Here is a 20,065-nt window from a genome sequence, read left to right as displayed (position 1 = left end):
GGTCAGCGCCGCGGTGACCGAACCGGCGATGCCTTGGCCGCGATGGGTGGAAGGAATGCGTCAGTGTCCTCGGACACCGGATCGTCGGCCCGCCGAGCGCAGAGCGGACAGCTCAGTGCCTACGGCGGTCGCCGGAGCGCGCCGGGGTCATTGGCGTCAGTCCTTCGTTCGCTGTGAGCGGGTACAGGCGGCAGGCCCGCTGAAGACTCTCAGACGGCGAGGAACAGGGCGAGCGGTGATCGCCGTGCTTGAGGAGAGGAGTTCGGCCGGTTGCGGCAGCACCTCACCGAGCGGCGCCCGGCAGCGGCGACGGGGGCGGGGCGGACCCGTCCTCGTACCGCTCCCAGTCCCGTGGTGTGAGGCCGAGGAGCCGCTCGATGTGCTCGCGGTCCGGCAGCGGGCCGTGATCCCCCGTCACTTGGAGCGCGGAGACCGCGGTGATGTGGCCCAGCCGGAGGGCGTACGTCGTCGACCCGCCACGGAGCAGGCCCGCCAGGAAACCCGCCGCGAACGCGTCGCCCGCGCCGACGGGCTCCACCACCCTGGTGCGCAGCGCCGGGACCGTGCACGTGCCGCCGCGGCTGACGGCCGTCGCGGCACGGGCGCCGTCCTTCACGACGAGGATCCGCGGACCGGGCAGCAGACGGCGCAGGTCCGGGAGGGTCAGCCCGGCGCCCCAGATGTCCTGCGCCTCGTCGAGACCCACGAAGACGATGTCCGCCCGGTCGGCAAGTGTGCGCAGCACGTCCGGGGCGGTGCCGTCCGGCCACAGGGCGGCACGGTGGTTGACGTCGAAGCTGACCGCGTGGGGCCGTGCGGCACCGGGACCGGCCAGTGCCCGGGTCACCAGGTCGCGGCAGGACGAGGAGAGGGCGGGGGTGATGCCGGTGAAGTGCAGGAGGGCGGCGCCGCGCACGGGTTCGCGGTCGAGCAGGCCGGGCCCCAGGGCCGAGGCCGCCGAACCGGACCGGTAGTAGCGGACACGGGTGCCGGTGGGACCGGGGTCCTTGACGAGGAGGCCGGTGGGGCGGTCCGGGTCGGTGCGTACGTGGGTGACGTCCACCCCGGCCGCGGCCACCGCGGCGCGGACCTTGTCCCCCAGGGGATCGGCGCCGAGCGCCGACAGCCAACTGACCGGGATGCCGTGGTCCGCGAGGTACATGGCCACGTTCGACTCGGCTCCCGCGACGGACAGGCGAAGCCGGTCGGCGTCCGCGAGCGGGCGGGGCGGGTCCGGGGACAGGGCCGCCATGGTCTCGCCGACGCAGACGACCCGCCCCGCGACCGGGCGCCAGGCCCTCATGCGCGCTCCCCCGCCGTCCGCGCCGACGGCCGCGCCGCGGCATCGAGCCGGAAGGAGGGGGTCGGCGTGCCCGGCACCTCGACCGGCACCGAGAACACCGCGCCGTCGTAGGGGCCGGGCGAGGCGAGTCCAGTGCGGGCCGTGGTGAGGTGGAGGACGCCGTCCGCCAGGCACACCCCGGCGGGCTGGGCGGCCGGCAGCCGCAGCACCCGGTCGAGGGTGCCGTCCGGCAGGTGGCGGCGCACGGTTCCGGAGCCCCAGACGGCGCACCACAGGCCGCCTTCGGCGTCGACCGCCATGCCGTCGGGGCTGCCGTCCTCAAGGGTGACGAAGACCTCGGGTGTGCCGAGCCGGGCGGTCGCGGCGTCGACGGGGTAGCGCCGGACGACCCCGCGGGCGCTGTCGGCCAGGTACATGCTGCGGCCGTCGGCGGTGAAGGCGGGCCCGTTGGGCACGGTGATGCCGTCGAGGACCCGGACGACCGTGCCGTCGTGGTCGACGCGGTAGAGGGATCCGGCCCCCTCGTCCCCGCCGTACGCCATGCTGCCCGCCCAGAAGCGGCCCGCGGGGTCGGCCACGGCGTCGTTCATGCGCATGCGCGGCCCCGGGCGGTCCTCCGGTCGTGCCAGCCAGGTGGTGGAGCCGTCGGGGCCGAGCAGGCAGATGCCGGTACCGGCGGCGGCGATCCAGGTATCGGGGCGGCCGGCGACGGGGGCCACCGCGCCCAGCGGGACGGGCAGTTCGGCGAGCAGCCGCAACGGGGCGGCCGGGTCCTCCGGGGCGGTCAGCAGGCGGCCGGTGAGGATGTCGACGAGCACGACGCGGCCGTCGGCCCAGCGGATACCCTCGCCGAGTTCCAGGCGGTCGGGTCGGGCGGGGACGAGTTCCCGGGTCATCGGGTGGCCTCCGGTACGGCGGCCCGGAAGGCGCGGGCGCGCTCGCGCAGCGCGGTGCGGCTGCCGCCGTCGGCGGCGTCGCCGACCAGGGGCGAGCCGACTCCGACGGCCGTCGCCCCGGCGGCCAGGTAGGCGCGGGCGGAGGCGACGTCGACGCCGCCGACCGGGACGAACGGCGTACGCGGGAACGGTCCGCGCAGCGCCTTCAGATACGCCACTCCCCCGGTCTCCGCGGCCGGGAACAGCTTGAGGGCGGCCGCACCACCGGCCTGGGCGGCGATGATCTCGGTCGGGGTCAGCACGCCGGCCAGGACCGGCAGTCCGAGGCGGTGCGCCGTGTCGACGCCCTCGCCGAGGCCGGGGGTGACCGCGAAGGTGGCGCCCGCACGGTGCGCGGCCCGCGCGTCGGCGGCGGTCAGCACGGTGCCGGCGCCCAGGGGCCGGTCGGGTCCGAGTTCCTGCCGGGCCCGGGTGATGACGGTGAGCGCGTCGGCGCCGCTCAGCGATATCTCGATGAGGTCGATGCCCTCCTCGGCCAGGGTGAGTACGGTGCGCAGGGCGGCGTCCGGGTCGCCTCCGCGCACGATGGCGAGCAGGCGACGGGCGGCCAGGGCGGCCAGTAGGTCCACGAACTGGGGTTCCTTCCACATCGGTGCGGTGGGGCGGGCGGTGGGGACTGCCGGGCCGCTCAGGGACAACGGCACTCCGCGCTCAGGGTGAGCCGCCAGCGGACCTCACCCGACGCCGGGACGCGGGCGGCGTCCTCGGGGCCCGCCTCGCCGAGGTCGAAGACGCGGCCGAGCATGGGTTCGACGCCGATGCTGCGGTAGGGGCGGCCGTCGGGGTAGCCGCCGAGATTGCGCCACACGGCGATGGACAGCGGTTGTCCGTCGGCCTCGACCGCGAAGGCGAGTCGGTCCGGGCCGTCGTGCACACAGCAGCGGCCGCCCGCCACGACGGCCCCGACGGCGGTGCCGTCGTCCGCCCCGAACCGGTCGAGGCGCAGCCCCAGGGGTGTCGGCCAGGAGCCCTCCACCCACGGTGCGCCGACCGGCCAGGGACGGCCCAGCAGACGGGCCGCCTCCGGGAACAGACGCGTGCGCGCCCCGTCGGGTGCCTTCAGGGCGGCCCGCTCGGAGAGGTCGAGCAGCGCGTGCGCGGCCCACAGGAAGCGGTAGCCGGGCTCGGCCGTCAGCACGTAGTCGGCCTCGACACCGTCGGCGGTGGCGCGGAGCGTGCGCCCGAGGGCGAACCGGTCGCAGCGGACGCTGTCCCTGCCCGCGACACGGGTCCACGGGCGGGACCAGGCGTCGCCGTGGTCGGGGGTGCCGCGGACGGTCGGTACGCACTCTTCGAGGCCGCCCGCGTCCACGAAGGCGTCGCCGGGTGCCACGCCGTGGCGTCCGGTGTGCTCACGCCGCCACAGCCATTCGCGTCCGCGGTGCCGCAGCGATGTCCAGCGGCCGCCGTGGGCCGGGTCGGTGACGACGTCCCACGGCACGGTCACCACTCCGCGAAGGATCCGTCGGCGTGCCGCCACACCGGGTTGCGCCAGGTGTGGCCCCGGCGGTCGGCGGCGCGTACCGCGGCCTCGTCGACGGTGATGCCGAGCCCGGGTGCGTCGCCGCGTCGGGCGTGTCCGGCGACGAAGCGGAACGGCTCCGGGTCGAGGAGGTAGGACAGCAGGTCGGCGTCCTTGTTGTAGTGGATGCCGCGGCTCTGTTCCTGGATCAGGAAGTTCGGCGTGGCGAAGGCGATCTGGAGGCTGGCGGCCAGGGCGATCGGGCCGAGCGGGCAGTGCGGGGCGAGCAGTGCGCCGTAGGTCTCGGCGAGCGAGGCGATGCGCTGCACCTCGGAGATGCCGCCGGCGTGCGACAGGTCGGGCTGGACGACCGCGACGCCTGCGGTCAGGGCGGGCAGGAACTCGCTGCGGGAGTAGAGGCGTTCACCGGTGGCGAGGGGTACGGGGCCGGCCGCGACCAGTCCGGGCAGCAGGTGGTTCAGCTCGGGGACGACGGGTTCCTCCACGAACAGCGGGTGCAGCGGGGCGAGTTCGGCCAGGACGCGGCGGGCGCTGGCGGCGGTGAACCGGCCGTGGAAGTCGACGGCCACGTCCCGGTCGGGGCCGAGGACCTCGCGGGCTGCGGCCACCCGGTCGACGACGGCCGCGGTCTCCGCGGCGGTGGCCACGGGCGAGGTGGCTCCGGCGCCGTTCATCTTCACCGCGGTGAAGCCCGCCTCCACCTGGGCCGTGATCTGCTCGGTGAGTTGGGCGGGTTCGTCGCCGCCGACCCAGGCGTAGACCCGGACCCGGTCGCGTACGGGGCCGCCCAGCAGGGCGTGCACCGGCGCGCCGTAGGTCTTGCCCGCGATGTCCCACAGGGCCTGGTCGAGGCCGGCGACGGCGCTGGACAGGACGGGGCCGCCCCGGTAGAAGCCGCCTTTGGTGAGCACCTGCCAGTGGTCCTGGATGCGCAGCGGGTCCCGGCCCACGAGGTATTCGGCGAGGACGTCGACGGCGGCGCGCACGATCTCGGCGCGGCCCTCGACGACCGGTTCCCCCCAGCCGACCGTTCCGTCGTCGGTCTCCACGCGGCAGAACAGCCAGCGCGGTGGGACGAGGAAGGTTTCGATGCGAGCGATCTTCACTTGCCGCCGCTGCCTTTCGTGTCGTCGGGGCCGTCGATCCGGTCGAGGTCGCGGCCGGCCTGGGCGAGCAGCGCGCGCATGGCCGCCTCGGCGGCCTGCGGGTCGCCGTCGCGTACGGCGTCCAATACCGCGCGGTGGGCGGGGACGGGGTCCTCGCTGTGCGGGGAGCTGTGCACGATGCGGTCGCGGTGCGCGAGACCCGACTCCAGCACCATCTCCATGCGTTCGAGCAGTTCGTTGTGGGTGGCGGCCAGCAGGGCGCGGTGGAAGGCGAGGTCGGCCTCGACGGCGTGCGCGGGGTCCGCGTCGTGCCGTCCCATGGCGTCCAGGGCGCTGTCCAGGGCCGCCAGGTCGGCGTCGCTGCGGCGCTGCGCGGCGAGCCGTACGGCGGCCGGTTCGACGATGGCGCGGACCTCGGCGAGGTTGCGCAGCAGCGACCGGTCGGTCCCGGTGGCACGGCCGCCCTCGAACTGCCAGCGCAGTACGTCGGCGTCGAGCAGGTTCCAGTCCGCGCGGGCCCGGACGAAGGTGCCGCGCTTCTGCCGGGCGTCGACCATGCCCTTGGCGGCCAGCACCTTCAGCGACTCGCGCAGCGCGGTGAGGCTGACGTCGAGTTCGCTCTGCAGCGCCACCAGGTCGAGGGTGGCTCCTTCGGGGATCTCGCCGCCCAGGATGCGGCGCGCGAGGGCCTCGACGGTCTGGCCGTGCACACCGCGGCGGGCGTAGGGCGTCATGTCGTACAGCCTTTCTGGTCGGACGGTGGTTCGGCGGCGGTCACGCGGATGCCTTCACGACACTCCAGCCGCCGTCCACCAGGAGACTCGCCCCGGTGATGTAGGAGGCTTCGCCGGCGCAGAGGAACGCGATCGCGGCGGCCACTTCGTCGGGGGTGCCGAAGCGGCGGGCGGCGGTCTCGGCGACGCTGCGTTCCCGGTCGGCGGGCGGCACCCGGTCCCAGGCGGCGGTCATGATCGGTCCGGGCAGGACGGCGTTGACGCGTACCTCGGGGCCGTACTCGACGGCGAGTTGACCGCACAGGGACAGCAGGCCGCCCTTGGCGGCGGCGTAGGCGGGGTGGCCGGGGATGCCCTTGTGGGCGTGCACGGACGAGGTGAGCGCCACGGCCCCGCCGCGGGCGCGCAGGTCCGGCAGTACGGCCTTGAAGCCGAGGAAGCTGCCGGTGAGGTTGACGTCGAGCTGCCGCTGCCAGGACCGGGGGGACAGTTGGTGCGCCGGGGCGACGTCGACGGTGTAGGCGTTGCTGACCAGCACGTCGACGGGGCCGTAGGCGTGGGCGGCGGTGACGATCCGCGACCAGTCGTCCTCGGCGGCGACGTCGGCGTGCACGTAGCGGGCCCGGCCGCCGTCGGCGGTGATCCGTTCGGCCAGGGCCGTGCCCGGTGCGTCCGCGATGTCGGCGAGCACCACGGCGGCTCCCTCCCGCGCGAGGCGTTCGGCGGTGGCCGCTCCGATGCCGGAGGCGGCTCCGGTCACTACGGCGGTGCGGCCGGTGAAGCGTGCACCGTACCGTCCTGCGGGCTGATCCATCGTGGTGTTCGGCTCCTTCGGTGGGATGTCCGGCGGCTGGGGCGCAGTGTGCCCTGCGAACATATGCGGACCGGGGGCTATTGCCGGGTCAGTACCACCAACTGGGCATCGTGGTCGGCGCGCCACGCGAAGGGCAGTCCGTAGTGCAGCAGATGGGCGCCGCTGTAGACGGTGGCCGACTCGGCGTCCCGGTAGGTGCCGGCCGGGTCCAGTCCGCGCAGCCGCAGCCGGGCGGCCCGGCCCGGCAGCAGGGGTGCGCCGTTCAGCGGGCCGGTGCCGAACGCGGCGACGACGGTGCGGTGTCCGTCCTGCGCGTCGTACTGGATTCCGCAGGTGGCGTCGCGGGGGGTGCCCAGGAGGCGGGCCGCGCCGTGGTGGACGACGTCCCGCACGGCCTTGTAGCGCTCGATCCATCCGGCGGCCTCGGCCCGCTCCCGCGCGGACCAGGCGCGCAGGTCGGCGCCGATGCCGAGGACCCCGCACATGGCGAGGACGAAGCGGAAGGCCAGGGAGCGCGGACGCGTGTCGAACACACCTGGCGCGTCGGTGACCCAGGAACTCATCCGGTGGGGCGCGTGGGCGTGCAGGAAGCCGTACTGGACGGCGAGCCGGTCCAGGGGGGCGGTGTTGTCGCTGGGCCATACGACGTCGGTGCGGGCGAGTGTCAGGTGGTCGATGCGTCCGCCGCCGCCGGCGCAGCCCTCGACGGTGACGTCCGGGTGGGCGGTGCGCAGGTGGTCGAGGACCCGCAGATAGCCGTGGACGTGCTGGGCGTCGAGGTCGAGCCGGTCGGCGGGTCCGGCGTCCGGCCGGCCGCGCTCGGTGGGCGGCCGGTTCATGTCCCACTTCAGGTAGTCGACGGGGTACTCGGTGAGCAGCCGGTCGAAGGTGCCGATCACGAAGTCCTGGACGTCGCCGCGACCGAGGTCCAGCAGGAGCTGGTTGCGGACCAGGCGGACGGGGCGGCCCTCGACGCGGTAGATCCACTCGGGGTGTTCGGCGTGCAGGCGGCTGCCGGGGCTGACCGCTTCCGGCTCGATCCAGAGGCCGAAGTCCAGGCCGAGCGCGCGGACGTCCTCGACGAACCGGCCGAAACCCTGGGGGAACGCCGCGGGGTCCGGGTACCAGTCGCCCAGTCCGCCGGTGTCGTCGGCGCGGCCGGTGAACCAGCCGTCGTCGACGACGAACAGTTCGGCGCCGATGTCCGCGGCGGCCTCGGCGAGTTCCCGTTGCTGTGCCGCGTCGACGGCGAAGCCGGTGGCCTCCCAGGAGTTGTAGAGGACCTTGCGGGTGCGGTGCAGCCGGTCACCGGCGAGGTGCCGTTCGTAGCGGTGCCAGACGCGGGACAGGCCGTCCAGTCCGTCCGGGCTGAACGCGCAGGCCAGGCGAGGGGTGGTGAGGGTCCGGCCGGGGGCCAGGAGCACGGCGCCCTCGTGCGGTGTGCGGCCCGCACGCACCCGCAGGGTTCCGCCGGGTTCGGCCTCGGCGGTGATGTGCCAGTTCCCGGGCCACTCCAGGGCCACGCCGTACGCCGGGGCGGGTGCGTCCTGCGGTGCGGCCGCGTCCTGGACGGCCAGCCAGGGCGCGTAGGCGTGTCCGGGCACGCCCTGGCTGCTGCCCATGGTGAAGGTCCCGCGGGTCAGTTCCAGCTGGGTGTGCTGGAACTCCTGCGACCACTGTCCGGTCAGGCAGGTCAGCCGCGCGCCGGTGGTGACGGGGATGTTCACGGCGCCCGAATCCAGCCGCTCCAGGCGCAGTTCCGTATCGCCGGTGCAGGTCAGCTCGGTCCAGCGGTGGATGACGTCGGTGCCGGGCACGGTGGCGTAGCACAGGACGGTGCGCAGGCCGGTGAGGTCGTCGGTGAAGGCCAGGCGCAGGCCGCCCGCGGTCTCCTCGGCGCCGGTGAAGCTCCACCACAGGCCGCGGTCGTGGCCGGGCCGGTAGGCCACGAGGTCGGCGCCGGTGAAGGGGCGCAGGCCGTACGGCAGGTACTCGGCGGGCGCGGCGTCGGCGGGTGTGATGAAGTGGGTGCGCCGCGACCACTCCAGCGCCGACGGTCCGCTCTCCACGCCGTGCGGGCCCCAGGCCGCCAGTTCGGCCCAGGGGCCGTCCGGGGAGAGGCGGACGGTGTAGCTGGTGTTGTCGGTGCGCAGGGTCCAGCGCTGGTGCGACGTCACTTGACTGCTCCGAGGTTGAGGCCGGCCACGAAGTGGCGTTGGAAGCGCAGGAAGACGGCCACGGTCGGTGCGGCGGCGATGACGGATCCGGCCGCGACGACGTTCCACATGGACACGAACTGTCCCTGGAGTCCGATGAGGGCCGCGGTGATCGGCATCTTGGTGTCGCTGCGCAGCACCGTGATCGCCCACAGCAGGTCGTTGAAGATCCAGGTGAAGGACAGCGCGCCGAGCGCGGCCAGCGCGGGCCGGGCGAGCGGGAGGATGATCCGCCAGAAGATCTGCCACGGGCCGGCGCCGTCGACGACGGCGGCCTGCTGGATCTCGACGGGGATGGCCCGCATGAAGCCGTACAGGACGAAGACGTAGAAGCCGACGCCGAAGCCGATCTGCACGCCGATGAGCGCGGGCAGGGTGTCGTGGATGCCGAGGAGTTCGCTCATCTTGGACACCGGGATGAGCAGGATCTGCGGGGGCAGCAGGTTGCCGCCGAGCATGACCAGGAGCAGGGTGCGGCGCAGGGGCATGGTGTAGCGGCTGAGGGCGAACGCGGCCATGGCGGCCAGCGCCAGGGTCACCAGTACGCAGGGGACGGTGACGAGCAGGCTGTTGATGAGGGCGCGCTGCTGGCCGCCGTCGACCCATGCCTGCCGGAAGGCGTCGAGGGTGAAGGAGTGCGGCAGGCTGCCCAGGCCGTGGGCGGCGATGTCGTCGAAGGAGCGCAGGCTGGTCACCAGGACCAGGACGATGGGCAGCAGCCACAGGACGGCCAGGGCGCCCGCGCCCAGGTGGAATCCGGCGGTGGCGGCGCGTTTGCGGCGCACGGCCGTGGTGGTGGCGGACATCAGTCGGCCTCCCGGAACGCGCGGACGAGGTAGGAGCAGATGACGCCGAACGCCAGCACGAAGATGACGACGGCCAGTGCGGAGCCGTAGCCCAGCCGCAGGGACTGGAAGGCGGTGGAGTACATGTAGGTGCTCAGCAGTTCGGACGAGTGGTAGGGGCCGCCGCGGGTGAGGGACCAGACGACGTCGAACGAGCGCAGCGAGTCGATGACGATGACGGACAGCACGACGGCGTTGACGCCGCGCAGTTGAGGGAGCGTCACGTGCCGGAACCGCTGCACGCGTCCGGTGCCGTCGACCTTGGCTGCCTCGTACAGGGCGGGGTCGATGCCCTTGAGGCCGGCGACGTACAGCACCATCACGTAGCCGATCTGCCGCCACAGCGCGGGCACGATCACCGCGTACAGGGCGGTGTCCTGGTCGGCGAGCCAGGCATGGCGCAGGCTGCCGAGTCCGACGCCCTCCAGCACCTGGTTGAGGACGCCGTCGGGCTGGTAGATGGCCTGCCAGACGAGGGCGGTGGCGACCAGGGAGAAGACGACGGGCAGGAACAGGGCGGCGCGGTAAAAGCCGACGCCGCGGCGCTCCTGTTGCAGCAGCAGCGCGGCGCCCAGGCCGAGCAGCGCGGACAGCCCGCCGAACAGCACCAGCCACAGCACCGTGTCGACGGCCGCGGTGCGGAAGACCGTGTCGTGCGCCATCTCGCGGAAGTTGCCAAGGCCGACGAACTTGGCCGGTGACACGCCGTCCCACGAGGTGAGGGCGAGGTAGAAGCCCTGGAGTGCGGGCCAGAACACCCACACGGCCTCGGCGAGCAGCGGCACGAGGACGAACGCGAGCACCAGGGGCGGCGTCCGCCGGACGGTCCTGCGCGGGCGCCTGCCGCGGGCCGGGGCGGTGGCCGGGGCCGTGCGGTCGGCCGCGGTCAGGACGGACATGTCAGGCGCTCCAGATCTTCTGGGCGTCGCGCTGCCAGTCGGTGAGGATGCTGCCGACGCTCTTGGGCTTGGCGAGGAACTTGCCCAGCGCGGTGTCCGCGGTGGGCTGGAGGGCGTCGCTGGAGTCGCGGTTGAAGAACTGGGTGATCTCGGCGGCCTGTTCGACGTGTGCGCGGCCCTTGCGGACGAGGGGGGTGCCGGCGTCCTTGGCGTCGGGGTGGCAGGGCAGGACGGTGCCCGAGGAGCCCTTGATGTAGATCTCCTGCGCCTCGGCGGTGGCGAGGTAGCGCAGGAAGTCGGCCACCTGGTCGTGCCGTCCGGTGCGGGCGCCGGCGAAGTAGCCGTCGGTGGGGGCCTCCTCGGCGAGCGGCACCTTGGGGTCGATGACCGGGAAGCGGAAGAAGTCGATGTCGTCGAGGGCGTCCTTGGGCGCCGCGTCGGCGAAGAAGGTCCCGATGAGCATCATGCCGGTGCGGCCGTTGAGCAGGGCGGTCGTGGCGTCCTGGAAGGCGAGGGCGGTGCCGTCGGGGTCGAAGTACGGCAGTGCCTCCTGCCAGCGGTCGAAGACCTTGCGCACTTCGGGGTCGTCGAAGCGGCGTCGGCCGGCGAGCAGTTGGCGGTGGTAGTCGGCGCCGTTGATGCGGATGTTCAGGTAGTCGAACCAGGCGGACGCGACCCACGTGGTGTTGCCGCCGGCGCCAAGACCGATCGGGGCGACGCCCTTGGACTTGAGCGTGTCGCACAGGGCGAGGAAGTCGTCCCAGCTCTTGGGCTCGCGCACGCCCCATTTCGCGAAGTTCGACTTCCGGTAGAACATGCCCCACCAGTAGTAGGTGGCGGGTACGAAGACCTTCTTGCCGGAACTCGCGGTGCAGAGCGTGTTCTGGGCCTTGGAGTAGCGCTTGAGGTCGGGTGAGGAGTTCCAGACGTCGTCGAGGTCGAGCAGCAGGTTCTTCTTGGCGTAGGCGTCCGCCACCGAACCGGGGTACCAGGTGTAGACGTCGGGCGGGTTGGCGGAGGTGAGGTAGGTCGGCAGCTGGGTCCGGAAGGTCTCGGCGGCGACGGTGTTGAGGCTGACCTGCCCGGATCCCTTCTTGGCGTAGGCGGCGGCCAGGTCCTCCATCGCTGCCTTCGCCTGCGGGGCGGAGAGGTTGGACTGAAGGGTCACCGCCCCCTTGGAGGAGGACTTGGCGGTGGAGGTGGCGGTGACACAGCCGCTGAGCAGTGCCGCGGTCCCGGCGGCACCGAGTCCGGCGAGGAACCGCCGTCGGCTGGGCTGAAGGTTCGTCATGGAGGGCTCCCTGCGGATCCACCCGGCGGGGCGGCGGCGGCCGAGGCATGGGCGGCCCCGCTCGCGGTGGATCCAGGTTCGCGTGGCACTCACACCACGTCAAGATTAATTACTAATTTATTTGAACTCGGTGCGGTACACGAAGCCGTCGATCCCGCGGTAGACGGCGTCGACCGTGCCGCCCTGCCCCTCGACCGCTCCGAGCGCGCCGTCGAAGGCCGCGCTCGGGAACTCCTCGCGCTTGGTCCAGCCCTGCCAGGCACCGGAGACGTACCGCTGCTGCCAGAGGGTGTGGTCCCCGGCCCGCGCGTACAGCAGCACGGCGTCCCCCGCGGTGACGAGGGTCGGGCTGCCGCTGACCGTCCCGCCGAGCGACGTCCACGCCGACCACTGGCCCGACGCCGCGCGGGAGCGGGTCCACACGTCGTCCGCGGCGGTCCGCACGGCCACGTGGACGCGCCCCTCGGCGTCGACGACCGCGGACGGCCTGCCGTAGGTCGGCCGGTCGCCCGGCGACCCCAGCGAGGACCAGTCGGAGGACGGGCCGCGCCGCATGATCCGCCCGTCGGCCCCGCGCGCGAACAGCGTCCAGTGCGCCGGGTCCGTGAAGGCCACCGTCGGCGCGTCGGTCACCCGGCCGCCCAGGCTCTCCCACCGGCCCCAGCGCCCGTCGGCGAGCGCCCGCCGGTACACCCGGGAGTCGGCGCCGCGTACGAAGACGTCGACGCGGCCGCCCGGGGAGGCGTAGGCGGCGGGCTGGCCCAGGATCCCTCCGGCCACCGGGCCGCCGAGATCCCGGACGGCAGGCCGGGCGGTGCCGTCGGCCGCGGCCGTGTGCTCCTGGAGCGTGCCGCGCAGGCCGCGCAGGAACGTGCTCAGGATGTCGCCGCCGCGCACCACGGCCGGACTCGCGGTGGTCCGTACGCCCAGTTGGGTGCCGGGCAGGGCGTCCTTGCCGGTGAGTTCGAGGAAGGCGGTGCCGTGTGCGGGCACCCGCACGGTGTAGGACCCGCTGTGCGTGCCACGGTCGGCTCGGGCGCGCAGGTCGCGGACGGTCACCGGGCCGCCGAGCGCCGCGTCGGCGAACCGGACCGTGCGCTCGGCCGGCTGGTCGGAGCGGTTGAGCAGGACGACCGCACGCCGGCCGTGGCCCGCCAGGACCTTGCTGTAGACATCGCCGGTCGCGTCGGTGGCCACCCGCACGCCCTGGGTGCCGAGCGGGTCCTGGTCGACGGCGATGATCTCCGGGTTGCGCAGGATGTCGATCATCGACGCCGAGAGGGTGCGCGGGTCGGACCCGAGCACCAGCGGGGAGCCCATCTCGGCCCACATCACGAACTGGGTGGTGGACTCCTCCTCCGTCAGCTCCGGGTTCCCGTCGGCCATGCGGCGCGTCGGGATGAGGTAGTCGGGGTCGTTGTAGTGGCCGGGCCCCTGCGCCTCGGGGTGCCAGGCGTTGGCGTCCATGTTGCGCAGGATGTTGGGCCACTGACCCGGGCTCGGGGTTCCCCAGGCGATGTCGGTGCCGGTACGCCAGGAATCCGCGATCGTCGGCGCGTAGCCGTAGGTGTTGTGCGCGTCCTGTTCGGGTGTGTGCGGCAGGCCCCAGTCGTCGGTCAGCGGGTTGCACAGGTTCAGCAGCATCCGGCGGCCCGACTTGGCGACCGCGTCGCTGAACTCCTTGAAGGCGGGCCCCGGATCGAGTTTCTCGCCGATGCCGCACAGGAAGTCGACCTTGATGGCGTCGACCTTCCACTCGGCGAACTGCCGCGCGTCCTGCGCGTAGTGGCCCCGGCTGCCCAGGCCGCAGCTCCGGCCGCCGTCGTAGGTGCCCGCGTCGGTGTAGATGCCCGCCCGCAGTCCGCGCTTGTGCAGGTAGGAGACGAGGGCGGGGATGCCGGACGGGAAGCGCTCCGGGTGGGCGGCCAACCGGCCCTGTGCGTCGCGGGGGTTGTCGGCCTGCCAGCCGCCGTCCAGCCACACGATGTCGTAGCCGCTGTCCCGCAGACCGCTGCTGACCAGCGTGTCGGCGACGGCACGCACCTCCTTCTCGGTGGGCGCGCCCAGTCCGTAATAGGTGTTCCAGCCCATGTAGGGCGTGGGCGCGAGACCGCTGTCGTAGTAGTCGGGTGCGCCCTGGTCCACGGTCGTGGGCGCGTCGGCCGGGTGGGCACCGGCGGAGGGCGTCACGGTGGCGGCCAGGACCACCGCGATCCCCGCCGCGAGGGCGGCCCGGGGGATCCGGTGGTGTCGGGGTCGGTGTGCGGGCGGGTGGGAAGTCACATGCCTCTCCCAGGTCGGAAGCAGGAGGAAGAGACGCGGGCCGCACCGGGACGGGGCCTGCGCGTCACGGCGAAGACTGTGGACCGAGGCCGATACCCTGTCAATATTTATTACTAATTTAGGAGAACGAGCGGCGGGGCCGGTCGGATGTCTTGACACATGCCGTTCCGTGGCCGCAGTGTTCGGCGGGGCCGCCGGAGCCGGGTGCGTTCGCGGTCACCCCCGGTGGATCCGGTGGTCGCCTCGGCGTCCTCCGCCGGGTGAACTCGCGGCCGACAGACCGGCGTCGGCGCCGCTGCGGACCGGGCGTGTGCCCCGGACCGGGCGTGCTCCGGGCCTGCGGGCCGGGTTCGCGTCAGCAGGCGGTGTGCCCTTTGCCGTGCGCCGCTACGCCTCGGCGGTTTCGCGTACGGGTGTGGTGTCGGGCCGCTGTCGCGTAGTGGAGCGGGGCGGCGCCGGGAACAGGGGCCCGCAACGGTCCAGGAGTCAGGAGAGCCAGTCGCGGTAGTGGGTGGGCGCGAGGCGGACATCGCCCTTGGCGGTGAGGGCGTCGCCGTGGACGGAGGCGAAGAATCCGGCGGTGTCGTCGGTGACGACCGTGCGCCCGTCGGGGCGGGCGTGGAGGGTGATGCGACCGAGGTCGTCGAGGGGGAAGACCTCCGGTCCGGCGATGTCGAGGGTGCCGTTCAACGGGGTGCCGGCGGCGACTTCGGCGACGGCGTCGGAGACGTCCGCGGCGGCGATCGGCTGGAGCGCGGTGGTCGGCAGCCGGACGATGTCGCCCTCGGTGGTCCACGACATGACCGCGTCGACGAACTCCATGAACTGGGTGGCACGGACGATCGAGTAAGGGATCGGTCCGGCCTTGAGGGTGTTCTCCTGGAGGACCTTGGCCCGGTAGTAGGCGGCGTCGGGCACCCGCTCCGCACCCACGATCGACAGGATGACGAGGTGCCCGACCTCGCCCTTCTGCGCCGCGGTCAGGAGGTTGTCCATCGAGGTCCGGAAGAACGGCAGGGAGGCGTCGTCGAAGGTCGGGGAATTCGTCAGATTGACGACGGTGTCGGCTCCCGCCACCGCCTCCGCCAGACCCCGGCCGGTGAGCACGTCGACCCCCGTGGACTTGGAGTACGGTTCGGCCTCGTGTCCCGCCGCGGCCAGCTTCTGCACGACCTGCGAGCCGATCAGGCCGGTACCACCGATCACTGCGAGCTTCATGAGGTGTCTCCAGTCGCACGCCGACGGGTCATGCGGTCCTGCGTCCAGACTGCGCCGTCGCCGCACGGCACGCACGCCGGCACGCCCCCGGGCAGCCGCGACGGCGCCGCGCGCCGGGGCGGCCCGCAGCCGGCGGACGTCCTGCCCACCACGGAACGCCCTCGGCCCTGACCGGCTCCGGTGACCTGTGCGCCGGCGATCCGGCGGTCGATCTCGCGGCCGGGTGGGTACGGCTCCCGCGGGCGGGGCCGCAGGGTTTTCACGAGAGGATCGCGACCATGGGTTTGTCGACGTCGTTCACCGAACTGTTCGGTGTGGAGCATCCGATCGCCCTGGCCCCGATGGGCGGGTCGGCCGGCGGCGCACTGACCGCGGCGGTCTCGCGCGGCGGCGGTCTCGGGCTGCTGGGCAGCGGGAACGGGGACCGGGACTGGCTGGCCCGCGAACTGCCCGTGCTGGCCGCTGAGGGCGCCCAGAAGCCCTGGGGCATCGGCTTTCAGACCTGGGCGATCGACGCCGACGCGATTGCCCGGGCGCTGGAGCACGAACCGGCGGCGGTGATGCTGTCCTTCGGCGATCCCGGTCCGTTCGCGAAGCGCGTCCGGGACGCGGGCCCGGCGCTGATCATTCAGGTCACCGACCTGGAGGAGGCCCGGCGGGCGGTGGACCTGGGCGCCGATGTGATCGTGGCACAGGGCACCGAGGCAGGCGGGCACGGCGCCCGGCGCGGGCGGTCCACGCTGCCGTTCGTGCCCGTCGTGGCGGACCTCGCGGCGCCGGTGCCGGTGCTGGCGGCCGGCGGGATCGCCGACGGCCGCGGTGTGGCGGCGGCCCTGGCGCTCGGGGCTGCCGGAGCGCTGCTCGGCACCCGCTTCCAGGCCACGGCCGAAGCCCTGGTCGACCCCGCCACCGCCCGGGCGATCGTGGCGGGCCACGGGGAGGACACCGAACGCAACAGAGTGCTGGACATCGCCCGCGGCTCACGCTGGCCGGCCCGGTACACCGCTCGTACCCTCGGCCACCCCTTCCTCGACGCGTGGCGGGGCCGGGAGGACGAACTCGCGGCGGCCCCGCAGGCCCGGGACGCCTATCGGGACGCCGTGGCAGGAGGCCGTATCCCGGCCTTGCCCCGGTGGGCCGGCGAGGGCGTCGACCTCATCGACGACCTGCCGTCCGCGGCCGATCTGGTCGGCACCCTGGCCGCCGGGGCCGAGGAGGCGCTGACCCGGGCCGGGCGGCGCTGACCGCAGTCGTCCGAGGTCCCGCCGGTGATGACGGCGGAAGGGCGTGGTGCTCGTGGCGTTCTTGAGCGGGACGGGAGCACCCGCGCCCTCTGTCGTCACTTGCGGATGCGGTGACGCAGGAGTGCGAGGGCGGGGCCTGCGGCGAGCAGGACGGCCAGTGCCGCGTAGCCGAACGTGATGGTGGTGAGCGCGGCGATGCCCGCGACGAGCAACGGACCGCCCGCGTCGCCGAGTTCACGGCCGAGTTCGGCGGCGCCCATGGTCCGGCCGAGGCGTTCCGCCGGCGTCGTGGAGGCCAGGGCGGCGAAGCCGAGGGGCGTGAGCAGACCGGTGCCGGCCCCGGTCAGCACGGCGCCCGCCAGTACGCCGGTCAGCTCGGGCAGCACAGCGCCCGCCAGTACGCCGGTCAGCTCGGCCAGCAGGGCGCAGGCCGGCCCGGCAGCGCAAGCCGCACACGCCGGACAGGAAGCCGCGATCGTCGGCCAGGGAGCGGCGCCAGCCCCTGACGGCCCTCAGGCCATCCCTGACGCCCGCGCCTTGCGAAGGACCGGGCAAGGGTCAGGCGGCGGCGACCCCGTGCCGGGCCGCCCAGCACGCCCCACACTGGAGGCGACGGGTGTCATAGCTGCTGGATCCTCCCATGCCGACGACGCGTTGCAGCGACGCCGCGACCCGCTTGACGTGGTCCCCGCACGCGGCAGCGCCGCAGTCCACGCAGACCGCCACCGCAGGCTCCAGCCGACCCTCCTGAACACAGTCGAAGCAGTACACGGAACACTCACCTTCCCACTGGAATCTCAGTGCAATGCACATTGAGTCCATCTTAGATACAAGTAGGATCCAAGGTAGTGCTCACGGTCCTCGCGGTTCCCGCCCTCCGTGGGCACCGCGCACTCAGGCGGATCGACCCATCCGGCGGTCGGCAAGGACATCGGCCCGGCACCGTCCGGCCTCGGACGCGGTGATCACTCCTGGCGTTACCATCCAACACCGTGAGTGACGAACGCGGAGGAGAAGTCCCACCGGGCCCGGCGCATCAGGCCGAGCCGGAGCTGGTTCTGCGGCTCGCCGTGGTCCTCTTGGTGGCGGCCTCCGGGGCGGTGGAGACCATCTCCTTCACCGCCCTGGACCATGTCTTCGCCGGCGTCATGACGAGCAATCTCGCCCTGCTCGGCATGGCGGCCGGCCGGGGGCAGGACACGGGTGTGACCGCGGCGGTGCTGGCGCTGGTGGGGTTCGGCGTGGGCGCCGCGGTGGTCGCCTGGCCCACCAGGCGGTCGACGGGGGTGGTCGCGCACTGGTCGGCGCGGGTGATGCTCTGCCTGGTCGGGGAGGCCGTTCTGCTGGCCGCGATCGCGGGAGTCTGGGCCGCGGTCGGCGGCGCGCCGGCCGGCACGACGCGGCACGTCCTTCAGTTCGGTGCCGCACTGGCCATGGGAGTCCAGGCGGCGGCGATGGTGGCGGCCGGCCGGGCGGCGGCCCCCACCACGTACCTGACCGGCACCCTGGCCACGTACATCGTCAAAGGGCTGGGCACGACCCGTTCGCGGCGGTGGGTGCCGGCCCGGCTCGGAGCCCTCGTCGCGGGCGCGGCCGCGTGCATGGCGCTCCTGCGGGCGGCTCCGGCGTGGGCGGCCGTGCTGCCCGTCGCGCTGGTCGTGTGCGCCATTGTGATGGCCTGTCTGCCGCTGGTCCGACTGCGTCCCGGGGGCGTTCGGCCGACGGCGTGACCGCCCGGGGGCGCGTCCGCACGCCGCCCCGGGTTCGCGGGCGGCACCGCCACCGGTTCGAGGGGCCTGGGCCTGCCCGCGGTCGCCTCGACGGTCGCCGACGCGCACGTCGGCTACGCAGGCCCCCTCGCACGCGGGCGCGGGCGCGACGCGGTTCAGGCGGCCCCGACGGCGAGAGCCCGTTCGGCGGCTTCGCGCAGGACGTGGACGCTCTCGTCCAGGGCCTCGCGCTCCTGCGACGTCATGGTGGGCTCGTGCATCTGCTGGACCCCGCCCGCGCCGAGAACGCTCGACAGGGAGAGGGTGACCCGGTGCGCGGCGGAGTACGCGGCGACCGGCAGCACCGCGCGCTCGTCGCGCAGGACCGCCTCGACGAGCCGGGCGGAGACGGCTCCGATCCCGTACTGGCTCGCACCGGTGCCCTCGATGATGGTGATGTTGGCGTAACGGATGTCCCGTTCGATCTCCCGGCGCAGGTCGTCGACGGACCGGCCGTCCTGGGCCAGCAGGCCGGTGACGGGAATGCCGCCGACGGTCGCCGAGGACCACAGCAGCACCTCGGAAGTGCCGTGTTCCCCCACCACCAGGGCCTGCACGTCACGGGGCCGGACGCGGAGGCGGTCGGCGAGCTGCACGCGGAACCGCAGGCTGTCGATGAGGGTGCCGGTCGAGAACACCCGGTCGTGCCCGGCGAGATACCGGGTGAGGTCGGCCAGCGGATCGGGCGGGTCGGTGACCACCATGATCACCGCCTGGGGCACGACCGCGACCACCTGGGGGACGATGTCGGCGAAGATCCTGGCATTGGTCTCCAGCAGCCGCAGGCGGCCCTTGGGGTCGGACCGGTCGGTGGCGCCGCCCGCCTTCTCGTTGACACCGGCGGCGATCACGACGACCGCGGCGTCGGCCAGGTCGTCGTAGTCTCCGGAGCGCACGTCGACCGTCGGTGACAGCGGGGCGGCGTAGCGCAGGTCGGTGGCGACGCCGTCGGCGCGGGGTCTGTCCCGGTCGAGCAGCACGATCTCCCGGCAGGTTCCGCCGCGTTCGACGAGGGAGAGGGCCGTGGCCGAGCCGACCGCGCCCACACCCGCAATGGCGACCTTCATGTCTCTTCCTCCAACGTCCGCCGGATCAGGCGGTCTCCACCTGCACGGGCACGACGGCTTCGCTGGTGTACGCGAGGAACGTCAGCGACTCCTGGAAGTACAGGCGCACACTCGTGTCGTCGTGCGACAGGTAGCCCACGGACACGTCCTGTCCGATGCGCAGTTCGAAGTCCCCACCGCGTCTGGACACCAGGAAGGCACCGTCGATGGCGGGCGCCCACACGATGTCGCCGTCCAGCACCCGGGCGATGTGCTCGATGATCGGGTAGCCGTGGTCGGAGGTCTCGCTGACAGCGGTGTACGCCTCGGCGCTCAGCGCCAGCGCGTAGGGGCCGCCGACGCCGGCGAGCCGCAGCACGGTGACCGCCTTGCTGACGACGTCGGGGTACGCGATCACGTCGGCCGGCAGCGTCAGGGCGGAGTGGGAGGAACTCTCGCGCAGGCCGGCGATGTCCGCCGCGGCGTAGCCCTCGAACACCGCGCGGTCCTCGGCGAAGGCGAGTCGCCTGGCGGCGTCCTTGACCGGCTGCCAGTCCGCGTCCTTGGCGCCACGTGCGACGTCGTCGACCTGCTGCCGGTCGACGGTGAAGGGCACCCGCAGCTCCACCAGGGGCTGGAACCGGCGGATGCGGGCCGTCACCCCTTCGGCCGGCGCCGCGGCGTCCCGCAGATGGCCACTGCCCACACCCGCCAGTTCCGTACCGCCCGGCTCGGGCACGTCGACGATCCGACGGGCCGCGACGTGCCGTTTGAAGGTGCGGCGTGCCTCTTCCTCCAGGTCGGCCCACGCGGCGGCGGAGATGGGTGCCAGTTCACGGTGCAGATTGTCCATCGTGG

The 20,065-nt window shown here is 73.5% G+C and carries 19 protein-coding genes; 2 read left to right on the top strand and 17 right to left on the bottom strand.

The window, feature by feature from the left end; all coding sequences use genetic code 11:
• Positions 1-283: 283 nt before the first annotated feature.
• From ACFC09_RS29900 to ACFC09_RS29840, 13 genes are all read right to left on the bottom strand, one after another.
• On the bottom strand, positions 284-1,303 hold the full coding sequence (locus ACFC09_RS29900; RefSeq protein ID WP_376533453.1) for a sugar kinase: 1,020 nt from the start codon (positions 1,301-1,303) through the stop codon (positions 284-286).
• Positions 1,300-2,199 carry an SMP-30/gluconolactonase/LRE family protein gene (locus ACFC09_RS29895; protein ID WP_376533452.1) on the bottom strand — a complete coding sequence of 300 codons (900 nt, stop codon included), beginning with the start codon at positions 2,197-2,199 and terminating at the stop codon, positions 1,300-1,302. The genes ACFC09_RS29900 and ACFC09_RS29895 overlap by 4 nt, the downstream gene beginning before the upstream one ends.
• Entirely contained in the window at positions 2,196-2,828 is a 633-nt protein-coding gene (locus tag ACFC09_RS29890; protein WP_376533451.1) for a bifunctional 4-hydroxy-2-oxoglutarate aldolase/2-dehydro-3-deoxy-phosphogluconate aldolase, read from the bottom strand. Before ACFC09_RS29890 ends, ACFC09_RS29895 begins: the two co-directional genes overlap by 4 nt.
• 59 nt (positions 2,829-2,887) lie before the next feature.
• Positions 2,888-3,706 (bottom strand): hypothetical protein, encoded by an 819-nt coding sequence (locus tag ACFC09_RS29885; RefSeq protein WP_376533479.1) that lies wholly within the window; start codon positions 3,704-3,706, stop codon positions 2,888-2,890.
• On the bottom strand, positions 3,703-4,848 hold the full coding sequence (dgoD, locus tag ACFC09_RS29880) for a galactonate dehydratase (RefSeq protein WP_376533450.1): 1,146 nt from the start codon (positions 4,846-4,848) through the stop codon (positions 3,703-3,705). The genes ACFC09_RS29885 and dgoD overlap by 4 nt, the downstream gene beginning before the upstream one ends.
• Complete coding sequence (locus ACFC09_RS29875; protein ID WP_376533449.1) at positions 4,845-5,582, bottom strand: FadR/GntR family transcriptional regulator; 738 nt, start codon at positions 5,580-5,582, stop codon at positions 4,845-4,847. The genes dgoD and ACFC09_RS29875 overlap by 4 nt, the downstream gene beginning before the upstream one ends.
• Positions 5,583-5,622: 40 nt before the next feature.
• Positions 5,623-6,396, bottom strand: coding sequence for an SDR family NAD(P)-dependent oxidoreductase (locus ACFC09_RS29870; protein WP_376533448.1), 774 nt, complete (start codon positions 6,394-6,396; stop codon positions 5,623-5,625).
• A 77-nt stretch (positions 6,397-6,473) separates the two neighbouring features.
• Positions 6,474-8,573 carry an alpha-galactosidase gene (locus tag ACFC09_RS29865; protein ID WP_376533447.1) on the bottom strand — a complete coding sequence of 700 codons (2,100 nt, stop codon included), beginning with the start codon at positions 8,571-8,573 and terminating at the stop codon, positions 6,474-6,476.
• Entirely contained in the window at positions 8,570-9,418 is an 849-nt protein-coding gene (locus tag ACFC09_RS29860; RefSeq protein ID WP_376533446.1) for a carbohydrate ABC transporter permease, read from the bottom strand. The genes ACFC09_RS29865 and ACFC09_RS29860 overlap by 4 nt, the downstream gene beginning before the upstream one ends.
• The gene (locus ACFC09_RS29855; RefSeq protein WP_376533445.1) at positions 9,418-10,356 is read right to left on the bottom strand and encodes a carbohydrate ABC transporter permease; all 939 of its coding nucleotides are present in this window, start codon (positions 10,354-10,356) and stop codon (positions 9,418-9,420) included. The genes ACFC09_RS29860 and ACFC09_RS29855 overlap by 1 nt, the downstream gene beginning before the upstream one ends.
• Before the next feature lies 1 nt (position 10,357).
• Entirely contained in the window at positions 10,358-11,647 is a 1,290-nt protein-coding gene (locus ACFC09_RS29850; RefSeq protein WP_376533444.1) for an ABC transporter substrate-binding protein, read from the bottom strand.
• Positions 11,648-11,764: 117 nt separating this feature from the next.
• Positions 11,765-13,930, bottom strand: a complete 2,166-nt coding sequence (locus ACFC09_RS29845; RefSeq protein WP_376533443.1) for a glycoside hydrolase family 27 protein — start codon at positions 13,928-13,930, stop codon at positions 11,765-11,767.
• 486 nt (positions 13,931-14,416) lie between these two features.
• Positions 14,417-15,148, bottom strand: a complete 732-nt coding sequence (locus ACFC09_RS29840; protein ID WP_376533442.1) for an SDR family oxidoreductase — start codon at positions 15,146-15,148, stop codon at positions 14,417-14,419.
• Positions 15,149-15,426: 278 nt separating this feature from the next.
• Here ACFC09_RS29840 and ACFC09_RS29835 point away from each other — a divergent pair, with 278 nt between their 5' ends.
• Positions 15,427-16,392, top strand: a complete 966-nt coding sequence (locus tag ACFC09_RS29835) for an NAD(P)H-dependent flavin oxidoreductase (protein ID WP_376533441.1) — start codon at positions 15,427-15,429, stop codon at positions 16,390-16,392.
• A gap of 95 nt (positions 16,393-16,487) precedes the next feature.
• Here the strand turns inward: ACFC09_RS29835 and ACFC09_RS29830 are convergent, their stop codons facing one another.
• Together ACFC09_RS29830 and ACFC09_RS29825 are read right to left on the bottom strand one after the other, a co-directional pair.
• Positions 16,488-16,778: a hypothetical protein gene (locus ACFC09_RS29830; RefSeq protein ID WP_376533440.1), complete on the bottom strand. Its 291-nt coding sequence runs from the start codon at positions 16,776-16,778 to the stop codon at positions 16,488-16,490.
• A 172-nt stretch (positions 16,779-16,950) separates the two neighbouring features.
• On the bottom strand, positions 16,951-17,205 hold the full coding sequence (locus tag ACFC09_RS29825; protein ID WP_376533439.1) for a DUF2180 family protein: 255 nt from the start codon (positions 17,203-17,205) through the stop codon (positions 16,951-16,953).
• 179 nt (positions 17,206-17,384) lie between these two features.
• On the opposite strand from ACFC09_RS29825, the gene ACFC09_RS29820 reads away from it, so the two are divergent.
• Positions 17,385-18,122, top strand: a complete 738-nt coding sequence (locus tag ACFC09_RS29820; RefSeq protein WP_376533438.1) for a DUF1275 family protein — start codon at positions 17,385-17,387, stop codon at positions 18,120-18,122.
• 155 nt (positions 18,123-18,277) lie between these two features.
• Here ACFC09_RS29820 and ACFC09_RS29815 read toward each other — a convergent pair whose 3' ends face one another.
• Together ACFC09_RS29815 and ACFC09_RS29810 are read right to left on the bottom strand one after the other, a co-directional pair.
• Complete coding sequence (locus ACFC09_RS29815) at positions 18,278-19,228, bottom strand: hypothetical protein (RefSeq protein WP_376533437.1); 951 nt, start codon at positions 19,226-19,228, stop codon at positions 18,278-18,280.
• 25 nt (positions 19,229-19,253) lie between these two features.
• Positions 19,254-20,060, bottom strand: a complete 807-nt coding sequence (locus tag ACFC09_RS29810; RefSeq protein WP_376533436.1) for a family 1 encapsulin nanocompartment shell protein — start codon at positions 20,058-20,060, stop codon at positions 19,254-19,256.
• Positions 20,061-20,065 lie beyond the last annotated feature (5 nt).

It is taken from the genome of Streptomyces sp. NPDC056161, assembly GCF_042268025.1.
Taxonomy (GTDB): Bacteria; Actinomycetota; Actinomycetes; order Streptomycetales; family Streptomycetaceae; genus Streptomyces.
This window is presented reverse-complemented; position numbering and strand designations above follow the sequence as displayed.

Coding starts and splice junctions, on each gene's coding strand:
- ACFC09_RS29900 (WP_376533453.1), bottom strand. CDS start 1,303: ATGAGGGCCTGGCGCCCGGTCGCGGGGCGGGTCGTCTGCGTCGGCGAG.
- ACFC09_RS29895 (WP_376533452.1), bottom strand. CDS start 2,199: ATGACCCGGGAACTCGTCCCCGCCCGACCCGACCGCCTGGAACTCGGC.
- ACFC09_RS29875 (WP_376533449.1), bottom strand. CDS start 5,582: ATGACGCCCTACGCCCGCCGCGGTGTGCACGGCCAGACCGTCGAGGCC.
- ACFC09_RS29870 (WP_376533448.1), bottom strand. CDS start 6,396: ATGGATCAGCCCGCAGGACGGTACGGTGCACGCTTCACCGGCCGCACC.
- ACFC09_RS29860 (WP_376533446.1), bottom strand. CDS start 9,418: ATGTCCGCCACCACCACGGCCGTGCGCCGCAAACGCGCCGCCACCGCC.
- ACFC09_RS29855 (WP_376533445.1), bottom strand. CDS start 10,356: ATGTCCGTCCTGACCGCGGCCGACCGCACGGCCCCGGCCACCGCCCCG.
- ACFC09_RS29850 (WP_376533444.1), bottom strand. CDS start 11,647: ATGACGAACCTTCAGCCCAGCCGACGGCGGTTCCTCGCCGGACTCGGT.
- ACFC09_RS29840 (WP_376533442.1), bottom strand. CDS start 15,148: ATGAAGCTCGCAGTGATCGGTGGTACCGGCCTGATCGGCTCGCAGGTC.
- ACFC09_RS29835 (WP_376533441.1), top strand. CDS start 15,427: ATGGGTTTGTCGACGTCGTTCACCGAACTGTTCGGTGTGGAGCATCCG.
- ACFC09_RS29825 (WP_376533439.1), bottom strand. CDS start 17,205: ATGTGCATTGCACTGAGATTCCAGTGGGAAGGTGAGTGTTCCGTGTAC.
- ACFC09_RS29815 (WP_376533437.1), bottom strand. CDS start 19,228: ATGAAGGTCGCCATTGCGGGTGTGGGCGCGGTCGGCTCGGCCACGGCC.
- ACFC09_RS29810 (WP_376533436.1), bottom strand. CDS start 20,060: ATGGACAATCTGCACCGTGAACTGGCACCCATCTCCGCCGCCGCGTGG.